Origin of the sequence: Nonomuraea cavernae (genome assembly GCF_014646355.1) — a bacterium.
GTDB lineage: Bacteria > Actinomycetota > Actinomycetes > Streptosporangiales > Streptosporangiaceae > Nonomuraea > Nonomuraea cavernae.
Genome location: NZ_BMNH01000011.1, coordinates 45,984 through 59,179, shown reverse-complemented (window position 1 = coordinate 59,179; position 13,196 = coordinate 45,984). Strand labels below are relative to the sequence as shown.

The 13,196-nt window shown below is 69.7% G+C and carries 14 protein-coding genes; 9 read left to right on the top strand and 5 right to left on the bottom strand.

Features of this window, described 5'->3' with window-relative positions:
* Window positions 1-143: 143 nt before the first annotated feature.
* The 4 genes from IEY82_RS19170 (at window position 144) to IEY82_RS19155 (ending at window position 3,340) form a co-directional block, all read left to right on the top strand.
* Window positions 144-719, top strand: coding sequence for a PadR family transcriptional regulator (locus IEY82_RS19170; protein ID WP_189125527.1), 576 nt, complete (start codon window positions 144-146; stop codon window positions 717-719).
* The gene (locus tag IEY82_RS19165; protein WP_189125526.1) at window positions 716-1,537 is read left to right on the top strand and encodes an SGNH/GDSL hydrolase family protein; all 822 of its coding nucleotides are present in this window, start codon (window positions 716-718) and stop codon (window positions 1,535-1,537) included. Before IEY82_RS19170 ends, IEY82_RS19165 begins: the two co-directional genes overlap by 4 nt.
* Before the next feature lie 91 nt (window positions 1,538-1,628).
* A complete protein-coding gene (locus IEY82_RS19160; protein WP_189125525.1) occupies window positions 1,629-2,180 on the top strand; it encodes an RNA polymerase sigma factor in 552 nt (183 codons plus the stop codon).
* Window positions 2,177-3,340, top strand: coding sequence for a CU044_5270 family protein (locus IEY82_RS19155; RefSeq protein WP_189125524.1), 1,164 nt, complete (start codon window positions 2,177-2,179; stop codon window positions 3,338-3,340). Before IEY82_RS19160 ends, IEY82_RS19155 begins: the two co-directional genes overlap by 4 nt.
* Window positions 3,341-3,445: 105 nt before the next feature.
* Here the strand turns inward: IEY82_RS19155 and map are convergent, their stop codons facing one another.
* On the bottom strand, window positions 3,446-4,228 hold the full coding sequence (map, locus tag IEY82_RS19150; protein WP_189125523.1) for a type I methionyl aminopeptidase: 783 nt from the start codon (window positions 4,226-4,228) through the stop codon (window positions 3,446-3,448).
* 65 nt (window positions 4,229-4,293) lie between these two features.
* Here map and IEY82_RS19145 point away from each other — a divergent pair, with 65 nt between their 5' ends.
* Entirely contained in the window at window positions 4,294-4,596 is a 303-nt protein-coding gene (locus IEY82_RS19145) for a helix-turn-helix domain-containing protein (RefSeq protein WP_189125522.1), read from the top strand.
* A 4-nt stretch (window positions 4,597-4,600) separates the two neighbouring features.
* On the opposite strand, the gene IEY82_RS19140 is transcribed toward IEY82_RS19145, so the two are convergent.
* Both IEY82_RS19140 and IEY82_RS19135 read right to left on the bottom strand, forming a co-directional pair.
* Window positions 4,601-7,012 carry an ABC transporter permease gene (locus IEY82_RS19140; protein ID WP_189125521.1) on the bottom strand — a complete coding sequence of 804 codons (2,412 nt, stop codon included), beginning with the start codon at window positions 7,010-7,012 and terminating at the stop codon, window positions 4,601-4,603.
* The gene (locus IEY82_RS19135; RefSeq protein WP_189125520.1) at window positions 7,012-7,716 is read right to left on the bottom strand and encodes an ABC transporter ATP-binding protein; all 705 of its coding nucleotides are present in this window, start codon (window positions 7,714-7,716) and stop codon (window positions 7,012-7,014) included. Before IEY82_RS19135 ends, IEY82_RS19140 begins: the two co-directional genes overlap by 1 nt.
* Window positions 7,717-7,803: 87 nt before the next feature.
* Between IEY82_RS19135 and IEY82_RS19130 the strand changes: the two genes are divergently transcribed.
* Window positions 7,804-8,499, top strand: coding sequence for a response regulator transcription factor (locus tag IEY82_RS19130; protein WP_189125519.1), 696 nt, complete (start codon window positions 7,804-7,806; stop codon window positions 8,497-8,499).
* A 10-nt stretch (window positions 8,500-8,509) separates the two neighbouring features.
* Window positions 8,510-9,586, top strand: coding sequence for a sensor histidine kinase (locus IEY82_RS19125; RefSeq protein WP_308015988.1), 1,077 nt, complete (start codon window positions 8,510-8,512; stop codon window positions 9,584-9,586).
* Here the strand turns inward: IEY82_RS19125 and IEY82_RS19120 are convergent, their stop codons facing one another.
* The gene (locus IEY82_RS19120) at window positions 9,587-10,312 is read right to left on the bottom strand and encodes a TetR/AcrR family transcriptional regulator (protein WP_189125517.1); all 726 of its coding nucleotides are present in this window, start codon (window positions 10,310-10,312) and stop codon (window positions 9,587-9,589) included.
* Window positions 10,313-10,397: 85 nt separating this feature from the next.
* On the opposite strand from IEY82_RS19120, the gene IEY82_RS19115 reads away from it, so the two are divergent.
* Both IEY82_RS19115 and IEY82_RS19110 read left to right on the top strand, forming a co-directional pair.
* Entirely contained in the window at window positions 10,398-11,339 is a 942-nt protein-coding gene (locus IEY82_RS19115) for an ATP-binding cassette domain-containing protein (protein ID WP_189125516.1), read from the top strand.
* Complete coding sequence (locus IEY82_RS19110; RefSeq protein WP_189125515.1) at window positions 11,339-12,160, top strand: ABC transporter permease; 822 nt, start codon at window positions 11,339-11,341, stop codon at window positions 12,158-12,160. Before IEY82_RS19115 ends, IEY82_RS19110 begins: the two co-directional genes overlap by 1 nt.
* Window positions 12,161-12,209: 49 nt before the next feature.
* Here the strand turns inward: IEY82_RS19110 and IEY82_RS19105 are convergent, their stop codons facing one another.
* Window positions 12,210-12,965 carry a hemerythrin domain-containing protein gene (locus tag IEY82_RS19105; protein ID WP_189125514.1) on the bottom strand — a complete coding sequence of 252 codons (756 nt, stop codon included), beginning with the start codon at window positions 12,963-12,965 and terminating at the stop codon, window positions 12,210-12,212.
* Between the last annotated feature and the right edge of the window lie 231 nt (window positions 12,966-13,196).

Here is a 13,196-nt window from a genome sequence, read left to right as displayed (position 1 = left end):
CAGATGATCGCGGTCGACTCCGTCCCCGGCGCGAACGCCTCGTTTCCCGGTTGTCCGGCGGATCGGGAGGGCGATGGCCCCGGTCGGCGTGCCCAGTTATAGTCATATCCATGACTATTCATCGTTATGAGTATCGTTAGCCGATGGCCCTCCGACACGCGGTGCTGGCGGCGCTGCTCGACGGCGAGTACAGCGGATACCAGCTCACCAAGATCTTCGACATCGGCGTCTCCAACTTCTGGTACGCCGCCCCGCAGCAGCTCTACGCCGAGCTGACCAAGCTGGAGGCCGACGGCCTGGTCACGGGCCGGGAGGTGGTCCAGCGTGGCCGCCCCAACAAGCGCGTGTACACGGTGACCGAGGCCGGGCTGGGCGAGCTGGCGGCCTTCGCCGCCACCCCGGCCAAACCCCTGCTCATCCGCGACGACCTGGCCGTCAAGGTGCACGCCGTCGACCTCCTCGACCCCGCGCCGGTGATCGAGCAGCTGCATGACCGGGCCATGGAGGCCGCCGCCAAGCTGGAGGTCTTCGAGCAGCTCCTGCTGCGCCTGCGTGGCGAGCTGGACGAGGAGACGTTCCTGCGCCAGGCCGAGCACATCGGCCCCTACCTGTCCTGCCTGGCGGGGTGCAGGCTGGAGCGCGAGACGCGCGCGTGGTGCCTGGAGACGGCGCGGACGCTCGGCGAGCGCATGGCCCGCACCGGAAGGGAGACCCCATGACCGTCTACACGCGCTACGTCGCGCTCGGCGACAGCCAGACCGAGGGCCTCGGCGACGGCGACGACGTCACCGGCCACCGCGGCTGGGCCGACCGCCTCGCCGAGCACCTGGCCGGCGCCAACCCCGATCTCCTGTACGCCAACCTCGCGGTCCGCGGCCGGCTCGCGGGCCAGATCCGCGCCGAGCAACTGGCCCCCGCGCTGGCGCTGCGCCCCGATCTGGCCACGGTCATGGCGGGCATGAACGACCTCATCCGCCCCGGCTGCGAGCCCGCGGCTGTGGCGGAGGTACTGGAGGAGATGTACGCCGCCCTCACCGAGTCGGGCGCACACGTGGTTACTGTGACTTTTCCGGATATTGGGAAGATCGCCCCGATGGCCCGGCCGCTCCGGCCCAAGGTGCTCGACCTCAACGCCCGCATCCGCGCCGCCGCGGCCCGCCACGGGGTCACGGTGGTGGACACGTTCGCGATGGAGTTCGTCACCGACGCGCGCATGTGGGGCACGGACCGGCTGCACGCGAGCCCGGCGGGGCACGCCCGCATCGCCGCCGCCATGGCCCACTCCCTCGGCCTGCCCGGCAGCGACGACACGTGGATGCTGCCCTTCCCGTCCCTGCCTGCGGCGGCGGCGTGGCGGGTGGCGGCGGCCGAGCTGCGCTGGTTCGCCACCTTCGCGGGCCCGTGGATCGGCCGCCGCATCCGCGGCCGCTCCTCGGGCGACGGCCGCACGGCCAAGCGCCCGGAGCTCACGCCGTGGACCCAGCCGGCCGCGGGCGTGCCGGCTCGGGGTCCCGGTAGCAATGACGAAGTTTCCTAGTCGTTCCGCCTTGCCGGAAATTCTGCCGTCGGCCGCGGACACGTAGGGATTGAAAGCCCGCAGCGTTCGAAAGGCCCGACGAGGATGACGCGTGAGTGAACAAGACGATCGGTCCCGGTTTGAGGCGGTGTATCGGCGAACCTATGAGCAGATCCTCGGATATGCCCTACGGCGGTGTTCCTCTCCTGAGGACGCCGCCGATGTTGTGGCCGAGACCTATGTGATCGCCTGGCGGCGGATGACCGAACTCCCCGACGGCGAGGCCGGCAAGCTCTGGTTGTACGGCGTGGCCCGGCGGGTCCTGGCCAATCACCGCCGCAGCGAGCGGCGCAGGCTCACCCGGCACACCGAACTCACCGACGAGATCGAACACCTTTATGCCGCCCCCTCCCATCACAGTGAGCAGCACGGCGTGGGCGAAGCCATGGACATGCTCGCCGACAGCGATCGTGAGCTGCTGGCGCTGACCCTTTGGGAAGGGCTCGACCCCGGCGAGATCGCCACTGTGCTGGGCTGTTCCCGCAACGCCGCCCGCATCCGCCTGCACCGGGCCCGCAAGCGCTTCGCCAAGGCTCTGGAGAAGACCCGCCCATCGGCCGCTGGTTTCGCATCACGGCCGCTCATCGAGAAGGAGTCAGGGTGAACAACGACCAGATCTTCAAGGACCGGGCGCGAGTGCTGGATGAGGACCTGGCCGGCCGGGCGTCCACCGCGGGGGCGGACGCGCTGCTGGCGGAGATCGTCTCGCTGGAGCGTGTTCCGGCCCGGCGGCGGCTCCTGCCCTCTCCTGGCCGCGCTCTGCTCGGCCTGGCCGCGGCCACCGCCGCGGTGGCGGTGGTCGCCCCTGCGATGTCGTCTGACAGCACGATCTCTGTCGCGCCTCAGCCCAGCACGTCGGTGTCCGCGACGGCCGAACCGACCGCCCGGCAGATCCTGCTCGCTGCCGCCGTCGCCGTGGAGAAGGCCCCTGCGAGCGGCGACTACTGGCGCACCGCGACCGTCGACCGGTGGATGTTGACCGACCCCACCCGCAGCTATGTGCTGGAGGGCAGCCGGTCCCTTGAGACGTGGCTGGCGAAGCGGCCGGATCTGGAGTACTGGCGCATCTGGCAGGATCTCGGCGTCAAGCCCGCGACCCCGCAGGACGAGGCGGCCTGGCGGGCGGCGGGGGCGCCCACCAGCTGGCGCTACCCCAAGAACATGAAGACGGAGAACCTGTTCTCCGTCCCATCCAGGCCGCTGGAGGCGGCGGCGGGTGAGCGAACCGCCGAACGCCTCTACGGCAAGTGGAAGGGCTCGGCCGGCGACCTGGCAGGGGAGGACATGACCTGGAAGGAGGTGCGCGCGATCCCGAGCGAGCCCGACAAGCTCCGGAGCTACCTGGAAGAGCGCATCGGCCGACTGGAGCTGGCCGGATCTGAGATGGGCGTGGAGGAGGCGAGGGCGTACATCCTGCTGCGAGACTGTGTGGGCATCATCAGTGGCCTGCCGGCCTCGCCCGAGGTTCGGGCATCCGCGTACCGGATCCTCGCGTCTCTGCCCGGCATACGGGCCGAGGGGGAGATGCCCGATCCGCTGGGCCGGCGCGGGCAGACGCTGAGCTATCAGGAGGAGATAGAGCCGGGCCTGTTCACCCGGGTTCAGCTCGTGGTCGATCCCGGCACCGGCCTGCTTCTTGCCGAGGTGAGGACGAACACCACCAAGCTCGCGAACGGGCGGCAGGCGGAGCTGCGTCTCTCCACCTCGTTCCAGGCGATCGGCTGGACCAACCAGCGCCCAGAACTGCCCATGCGTCGGAACTGAGTCGCTCACAAATCCGCGCGCGAGCTCCTGCCGTATCGGACGAAACCGGAACGAAGGTAGCGGCAGTGATTCACCAGGAGCACAGGGGCAAGCGTGGCTTCGGCCTCACGGTTGCCCCTGTTTCGGCAAGGTGAGGATTTCGGCTCCGTCGTCGGTGATGGCGATCGTGTGCTCGCTGTGTGCCGTCCGGCAGCCTGTCGCACTTCGGAGCGTCCACCCGTCGGCATCGGTGACGAGCTCGGCGGTGTCGGCCATGACCCACGGTTCCAGTGCGAGCAGCAGCCCGGGGCGCAGCCTGTATCCACGGCCGGGTCGTCCGGTGTTGGAGACGTGCGGGTCCTGGTGCATCGTTGATCCGATGCCATGGCCGCCGAACTCGGTGTTGATCGAGTATCCCGCCGCACTGAGAACCGAGCCGATGGCATGGGAGATGTCCCCGATGCGAGCCCCGGGGCCGGCAGCGGCTATCCCCGCGTAAAGCGCGCGTTCGGTCGCGCTGATCAACGCGACGCTCTCCGGGGGCTTCGATTCGCCCACGATGAAACTGATGGCGGAGTCCGCGGCGACTCCGTCCTTGGAGACGGCGAGGTCGAGTGACAGCAGATCGCCGTCGGCGAGCGGGTAGTCGTAGGGCAGCCCGTGGAGCACGGCGTCGTTGACGCCCGTGCAGATGTGGTGGCCGAACGGCCCGCGACCGAAGGACGGCTCGTAGTCGACGTAGCAGGACTGCGCCCCAGCCTCGACGATCATGGCCGCTGCCCACCGGTCGATGTCCAGGAGGTTCGTGCCGACCGTGCTACGGCTCTTCAGTGTCTGCAGAATGTCTGCCACCAGGGCGCCCGTGTCCCTTGCACGGGCCAGTTCGGTGGGATTCAGAATCTCGATCATGCGGCGCCCTTCTCACGCTACCAATAACTATCCCGGCCATATTATCCCGGTATAGGATCGAGGGCATGGTCAGGTTGCCGCTCACACCCGCGGAGGTCGAGCGCGGACAGCGCCTCGGCGCCCTGTTGCGTCGCGCCAGGGGAGAGCGCTCGATGCTCGAAACCGCGCTCGACGCACGGGTCTCACCGGAGACCCTCCGGAAGATCGAGTCGGGCCGCGTGGCGACCCCCGCCTTCCCGACCATCGCCGCGATCGCCGATGTCCTCGGCCTCTCCCTCGATGCGGTGTGGGCCGAGATCAACCAGCCCGTACACGGTGTCGAGCCGACCGGCTCCGGTCGCGACCCCGGGGAGCGGTTGGTCTCGTAGGGCGTCAGTCGAGTGACAGCCCTGCGGCCGGAGTCACCCGGGTGGCCCGGCGCGCCGGGAGGACAGCGGCGAGGAGTCCGGCCAGGGCGGCGATGAGGACGACGACGACGAGTGACAGCCAGGGGACCCGCATGGTGGCGTCGCTGAGAGCCCGCGTCACGAACGTCTCGTAGCCGACCCAGGCGAACCCGACGCCGATCACGGTGCCGAGCAGGGTGGCCACCACCGACAGCAGCACCGCCTCGGCCGCCAGCATCCGCCGCAGCTGCCCGCGGGTGAGCCCGAGCGCGCGCAGCATCGCGTGTTCGCGGGCGCGTTCGAGTACGGAGAGCCCCAGGGTGTTCGCGATCCCGATCAGGGCGATCACGACGGAGATGCCGAGCAGGCCGAGCGCTGACCAGGTGTAGATTCCCAGCTGTTGGTCCAGCGACTCCCAGGTCCGCAACCCGTTCGCGACCGTCGCGCCGGCCGGATCCGCCAGCTCGTCCAGGTCACTGCCGAGTTGAGCCGGGTCGGCACCGGAGGAGGCGCGGATCCAGATGGCATGCGGCTCGGGGGCGTCGGTGAGCGTCGCCAGCGTCTCGGGCGCGACCACGGCCGCCGGGCCCCAGCCGGTGCCGACGGCGACCCGCAACCGGGCTCGCCGGTCGCCGACGCGCACCGTGACCGGGTCACCGGGCCGGAGGCTCAGGTCCTTGCCGAAGGCCTCGGAATCGATTCCGATCTGCCCCGGCTCGACCCGGGCGAACGCCCCGCCGTCGCGGGCCACGTGCGCCGCGGCCGGCGCGCTGACGATCGGGATCGGCTCGGCCAGCCCGGTCACACGGGCCACGGCGCCGTCCACTGAAATGGCCCGCGCCACACCGGGAGTGCGACGTACCCGGTCGAGGAGGTCAGTGGTGACCGGCTCCATGGGCGAGGTGAGCGCGACGTCGATGGGGTGGTCCCTGCCGATCTGCTCATCCAACGCCGAACGCCACGTGGCCATCCCGGTGAGTACGGCGGTCGTCAGGGTGACGCCGACCAGCAGGGAGGCGGTGGTGGTGGCGGTCCGGCGCGGATTGCGCACCGCGTGCTTGGTCGCCAGCCGCCCGGCCGGGCCGAGCAGCGCGCCGATGAGCCGGACCAGGCGGGGAACGAGCACCGGCCCGAAAAGGAGTACACCGGCGAACACCAATCCTCCGCCTGCCACCATGAGCGCCGTACTGTCCTGGACCATCGCCGCGCCGAGCAGGACCAGCCCGGTGACCAGGAGGATCGCAGCGAGCGCCGGCCGCACCAGGCCGGTGGCCGTGTGTACGTCGACCGCGGCATCCGGTCGCAGCGCCGCCAGCGGGCTCACCCGGACCACCCGCCGGGTCGGCAACCATGACGCGACCATAGTGACCACCAAGCCGACGGCGAACCCCCCCAGCAGCCAGAGCGCGGGCAGCTCGGCGGCACCCATCGGGGCGGTGGGCACGAGGGCGCTGATCAGGGCGATCAGCCCGTAGCCGAGACCGATACCGACCAGTGTCCCGGTCAGCGACGCGAGCACCCCGACGACGGTCGCCTCGCGGCGTACCGAACGCACCACCTGCCGCCTGGTGGCGCCGATGCAGCGCAGCAGCGCGAAGTCGCGCAGTCGTTGCGCGAACAGGATGGAGAACGTGTTCGCGATGACCAGGACCGAGACAAAGAGCGCGATGCCGGCGAACAACAACAGCATCACCGACAAGCTGTCCACCCTGTTCTGGACATAGGTCAGCCGCTCCGCGCCGAACTCCTCCGGCGACTGCGCCTTCGCGCCTTCCGGGAGCTGACCCACCTCCCCGCGCACCGCCACCGCGTTCAGATGGAGGTGGTCGCGCCACTGCAGCAACTGCGGCCAGGTGACGTACATCGAGGCCTGCGCCGGGGGCGAGGGCGACTCCACGAGACCGACCACGTCTACGTCGGCCGCGGCGGCGCCCTCGCCGATCCGAACCCGGTCGCCGACCGCGATGTTCTCGGCCAAGGCGAAATACACGTCCACCACGGCCTCGCCCGTGCGGGCTGGGAAGCGCCCCGAGCTGAGCGGCTGCCAGCGCCACTCCTCCAAGGTCGCGATCGGCCCCACGGTCGTTTCGGAGAGTCGCCGGCCATTCGCGCGCCACGGCAGCGTTGCCCGGCCGGTCGCGGACGCGTTCTCGCCGTGTCGCTCGGTGAATGCGATCGCGGCCTTCGGGTCCAGCTCGGATGCTGGCCACCTCGCCGCCGAGACCACGTGGTCGGCATGGCGGTACGGCGCCCCCAGGCCGTCCATGAGTCCGCTATGTGCCCCGGCCGTGAGCACACCGACCACGACGACGAAGGCGACTGCGACGGCGACCGCGACCGCCGCTGCGACGTACCTGCGAACGTGGGTGCGCAGCGACGCCAGGAAGACGGTACGCATCAGACGATCCGCCCGTCCTGCATGGTGACCACGTAGTCGGCGTACGCCGCCGCGTCCCGCTCGTGGGTGACCATCACGACGGTCTGGCCGAGCTCGCGCGCCGACCGGCGCAGGTGATCCAGCACCTCCGCCGACGTGGCGCTGTCCAGGTTTCCGGTGGGCTCGTCGGCGAACAGCAGGTCCGGCTGGGTGATCAGGGCCCGGGCGATCGCGACCCGCTGCTGCTGGCCGCCGGACAGCTCCGCGGGCCGGTGGCCGAGCCTGTCGGCCACGCCGAGGATGTCCGCGAGGAGGTGCGCTCGCTCGCGCATCGCGTCGTCGACCCGGCGACCGCCCAGCTCAAGCGGGAGCATGATGTTCTCGCCCGCGGTGAGCATCGGCAGCAGGTTGAACGACTGGAACACGAAGCCGACGTGCTCACGGCGGAAGATCGTGAGAGCGTCGTCGTCGAGTGATCCGAGGTCGGTGCCGGCCACGGTGACGGTGCCGCCAGTGGCCTGGTCGAGTCCGGCCAGGCAGTGCATCAGCGTGGACTTGCCCGACCCGCTCGGCCCCATGATCGCGGCGAACCTGCCTCGTGGGAGGTCGAGATCGATGCCCCGCAGGGCGTGCACCTGGGCATCGCCTTGGCCGTAGGTCTTGGTCAGGCCCCGCGCGCTTGCGGCCGCGGTCTCCTGAGTGGCTTGCCGGGTGGTGGTCGTCATGCCGCCAGTCAAGGCAGCGTGGTGTTGTCAGCACGTATGTGGTTTTCGATACGCCGACGATATGCTCCGGCTCCTAGCATCGAGAACATGCGGGTGCTGATCGTCGAGGACGAACCCTACCTGGCAGAAGCCATCCGCGATGGCCTACGCCTGGAAGCGATCGCCGCCGACATCGCCGGTGACGGTGACACCGCTCTGGAACTGCTGAGCATCAACGCCTACGACATCGCCGTCCTCGACCGCGATATCCCCGGGCCCTCCGGCGACGAGATCGCCAAACGCATCGTCGCCTCCGGCAGCGGCATGCCGATCCTCATGCTCACCGCTGCCGACCGGCTCGACGACAAGGCCTCCGGGTTCGGACTCGGCGCCGACGACTACCTCACAAAGCCCTTCGAACTCCGAGAACTCGTGCTCCGTCTCAGAGCACTCGACCGCAGGCGCGCCCACGGCAGACCACCCGTGCGAGAGATCGCGGGTCTGCGGTTGGATCCGTTCCGCCGCGAGGTCTACCGCGACGGCCGTTACGTCGCGCTCACCCGGAAACAGTTCGCCGTGCTCGAAGTCCTCGTCGCCGCCGAAGGCGGTGTCGTCAGCGCCGAAGAACTCCTGGAGCGGGCGTGGGATGAGAACGCCGACCCCTTCACCAACGCCGTGCGCATCACGGTCTCGGCACTGCGCAAACGGCTCGGCGAACCCGGGATCATCGCCACCGTGGCCGGCGTCGGCTACCGCATTAACACAGCATCCGGCACCGGACGTGAGGGGGGGAACCATGGATAGGGCGCCTGGTTTGAGCGTTCGTCTCAAACTTGCCCTCAGCTATGCCGGGTTCGTCACGCTTGCAGGTGCCTTGCTACTCGCGGCCGTGTGGGTGTTCCTTCGGCGTTATGTGTCCGACGGCGTGCTCTTCAGCCCCGGTCGTTTCGTTCCCAACCGGCCCGACCCCCTGCACGCTTTCGCTCCGGCGGCAGCCGCAGTGTTCGCGTTCCTGCTGGTGTTCGGTCTCGCAGGAGGGTGGATTCTCGCCGGCCGCATGCTCACCCCTCTGACTCGCATCACAGACGCCACACGCAGGGCCGCCAACGGATCACTCTCCCACCGAATCCGGCTACAGGGCCGCAGAGATGAGTTCCGCGAACTCGCCGACGCCTTCGACACGATGCTCGCACGGCTCGAAGCACACGTCGCCGAACAGCAGAGATTCGCGGCCAACGCCTCTCACGAACTGCGCACCCCGCTGGCGATCTCGCAGTCGCTTCTCGACGTGGCCCGCAATGATCCGGCGCACGACCATGGCGAACTCGTCGACCGCCTGCACGCCGTCAACGCCCGGGCGATCGACCTCACCGAGGCGCTACTCGTGCTCAGCCGCGCTGACCAGAGGTTCTTCACCCGAGAACCCGTCGACCTGTCCCTTCTGATGGAAGAGGCCACCGAAACACTTCTCCCGCTCGCCGAGAAACGCGGTGTCACCCTTCATGCCTCCGGTGACATCACCCCGGCTGTCGGGTCGCCAGCGCTCCTGCTGCAAATGACGACGAACCTTATGCACAACGCCATCGTCCACAACCTGCCCGAACAGGGCACCGTGTGGGTCACGACCAGCGTCCGCTCCGAGACCGTGGCGCTCACTGTCGAGAACAGCGGTGAGAAGCTGTCCCCGCAACTGGTCTCGACACTCACCGAACCGTTTCAGCGCGGCACCGGAAGAACGCGCGACGACCACGCAGGCTTGGGCCTCGGCCTGGCGATCGTCAAGAGCATCATCCACGTGCACGACGGGTCCCTCACCATCGTCCCGCGCCCCGCGGGCGGACTCCGGACCGTCGTCCAACTGCCCACCCCACCACGGCAGGCGGCCACATAGTCAGTGGTGCTCAGCTGGGAGGGCCGCCGCGATGCAGTCGAGGACACGCTGGAGCCCGTACCGGAACTGGTCCTCGCGGCTCAGGTGCGGCTGGCGCGCCTCCATCACGATCTTGGTGAAGATCGGGTACTCCCCGCTCTTCACCAGCCGGTCGACGTAGGGGTAGCTCCGTGCCATCCACTCCGACTCGCTGAGCCCGCTGCGGCGGACCTCCCTGGCCGAGCTGATCTCCTCGCGCGCGGAGCTCTCGACGTAGCTGTTCAGCATGGCCACGAGGCCGAGGTTCTCGTCGATGGAGACGAAGGCGTCGAGCACTCCCATCAACCGTTCGATCAGGAGCAGTTGGTTGGGGCCGAAGCTGGGGAGTGACCGCTGCACGGTGGCGATCCACGGGTGCCTCAGCCACATGGCCCGCAGCCCGTCGGCGTAGCGGGTCAGGTCGGCGCGCCAGTCGCCCGAGGGCATGCCCGTGACGTCGATCTCGCCCATCAGCCGGTCGGCCATGAGCTCGACCAGGTTGTCGCGGCTTGGGACGTACCGGTAGAGGGACATCGCGCCGGCGCCGATCTCGGCGGCGATCCGCCGCATGGTGGCGGCCTCCAGGCCCTCGGCGTCGGCGATCCGGACGGCCGCCTCGGTGATCTGCGCCCGGCTGTAGATCGGCTTCGGCCCGCGGGCGGGGCGCTCGGGCCGCATCCAGATGTTCACGTACTCGGCGTCGGTCACCGTTCCACCCCCTACTTGCGTACATAGTACCCAGTAACTTAGCCTGACCGGCATAACCGCGTACAACGTACCCAGTGGAGGAGTCATGGCGGATCCGGTCGTCTTCGCCGAGGGGCTGCACAAGTCCTTCGGCGACACCCATGCGCTACGGGGGCTGGACCTGAGCGTCCCGAGAGGAACGGTCTGCGGCGTGCTGGGGCCCAACGGCGCCGGGAAGACGACCGCGGTGCGCATCCTGGCGACCCTGTCCGACCCCGATGCCGGGCACGCCCGCATCGCCGGATACGACGTCGTCCGCGAGGCCGGCCAGGTGCGCGCCAGGATCGGGCTCGCGGGCCAGTACGCCGCCGTGGACGAGAAGCTCACCGGCCGCGGCAACCTGCGCATGTTCGGGCGCCTCTCCCACCTGTCCCGGCGTGAGGCGCATCGGCGGGCCGACGAGCTGCTCGAACGCTTCGGTCTGATGGACGCCGCCGATCGGCAGGTCACCGGCTACTCCGGCGGCATGCGGCGCCGCCTCGACCTGATCACCAGCCTCATCCTGCGCCCCGAGGTGCTCTTCCTGGACGAGCCGACCACCGGCCTGGACCCGCGCAGCCGCGGCGAGATCTGGGACAGCGTCCGCGAGCTGGTGGCGGACGGCACCACGGTGCTGCTCACCACGCAGTACCTGGACGAGGCCGACCAGCTGGCCGACGACATCGCCGTCGTCGACCACGGACAGGTGATCGCCACGGGCACACCCGACGAGCTGAAGGCCACGATCGGCGACCGCCTCGACGTCATCCTCGAAGACCCCGCCGCCCTGCGTCCGGCGGCGACCGTGCTGAAAGCCCTGGCCGGGACCGATCCCACGATGACCGGCGCCGACCGGCTCGGCGTCGCCCTGCCGGGCGGCGGCTTCCGGCTCGCCGACATCGTGCGCGAGCTCGACCGCGCCGGGGTCGCCGCGGCCGACGTGCGGCTGCGCCGCCCCACCCTCGACGAGGTGTTCCTGCGCCTCACCGACCGGAAGGAACTGGTCTGATGACCGACCTCGCCCCGCCGCTGGGCCACCGCCTGCGGTGGACGTTCACCGACGGGCTGACCCTGGTCGGCCGCGAGCTGGGACGGCTGCGACACGATCCCGGCGAACTCGTCGCGGCGCTGATCTTCCCGGCCGTCATGGTGGTGCTGTTCGGGTACGTCTTCGGCAGCGCGATCCAGGTGCCGGACGGCGGCGACTACCGCGAGTACCTGATGCCCGGCCTGTTCGCGATGGTGACCTTCTCCGCGGTGATGGCGGCCATGACGCGGATGGCCACCGACGCCTCCCGCGGTGTGATGGACCGGTTCCGCTCCATGCCGATGGCGCGCTTGGCGGTGCCGTTCGGGCACACCGGCGCCGACCTGCTGATCGGCCTGCTGATGCTGGCCATCATGGTGGGCGCGGGCCTGCTGGTGGGCTGGCAGCCGCACCACGGCCTGATCCCCACCGCCCAGGCGTTCCTGCTGATGATCGTGCTGCGGTACGCGCTGAGCTGGGTGGGCGTCTACGTGGGCCTGGCGGTGAAGAACGACCAGGCCGCCGACGCGATGGTGCCGCTGTTCCTGCCGTTCACGATGCTGTCGAACGCGTTCGTCCCGACCGACGGCATGCCGGGCTGGCTGCGCCTCCTGGCCGACTGGAACCCGGTGAGCGCGCTCACCGCCGCCTCACGGGAGCTGTTCGGCAACCCGGGCGGCCTGGCCGGAAACGTGGCCTGGCCCCTCGCGCATCCGGTGACCACCGTCCTGCTCTGGTCTGCCGCGCTGCTGGTGATCTTCGTCCCGCTGTCGCTGCGCGCCTACATGAGCAGAGGACGCTGAACGCTCCGGACATCAGCAGACCGCATGCCGCGTCAATGCCAGTTGCGCGTCATACGCGGGGTGTGAACTGGCTCAGGTCGTAGATGCCGAGCGTCTTTTCGATGTCGGCCACCTGCTCGACAACGCCGGTGAAGCCGGCCGCGCCGAAACGGCGGTGCTCCTCATCTTCGAAGGTCTCGGCCATCTGGATGAACTCTTTGGGCGGGATGACGTCGCGCATGGCGGGGAAGACCACGGTGTCCTCGCGTGCCTCGTGGGGCTCGTACATGCGGATGAAGGCGGCCAGGTCGGCGGCCAGGTCGCGACGGGCCTGCTGGGGGGTGGGTCTGGCGGTGGCGTCCAGGATGCGGCCGGTCAGCACGCGGCCGCGCTGGTGCTGCCGGACCAGGATGGGGACGGTGTCGGTCAGCTTGCCGGCCTTGACCAGGCGTGGGAAGACGTAGCGTTCTTCGAGTCGCTCGTGGTACTCCTCGATGAAGGTACGGATGATGCCGGCCCCGGCGTGCAGGGGCCGGGCGGGCACCGCCTCGCCGGCGTTGATCCGCCGGATGCCCTCCCGGTAGATCAACAGGACGCGTTTGAGGACCCCGTGCTCGCGCATGAGGTCCTCCGATGGCGTGACCGGCACCTCCTGGGCCTGTTCCGCGCTGGGGGCAGGGGGGTGTGTCGCGGCGCCGCCGGCCGGCCGGGTGGTCCCGCACGCGGTCAGCGCCGCCGTGCCACAGGCCAAGGCGACGGGCAGGCTGAGCAGCTCGCGGCGGCGCACGCTCGGTGTTCCGCGGTTGTCCCGTGCCTCGTCGCTCATCGTCCGCCCCGGTCCCCAAGTCCGATACGGGCCGACTGGACCGCATCGCCTCAGGCGCCTGCCCGGCAGTGGGTGATCTGACGCGATAACGGAGGTAATGCTTCCCTCTGCCTGTCCGGCCACCGGGCAGGTCCAGCAGCCGGATGCCCTCTGCGGTCGAGGTCGTTCACTGCTGTCTCCTCTGTCGGCCGATCGCCTCGTCAGGTATGGAGACGGCATCCGCCGCGCAAC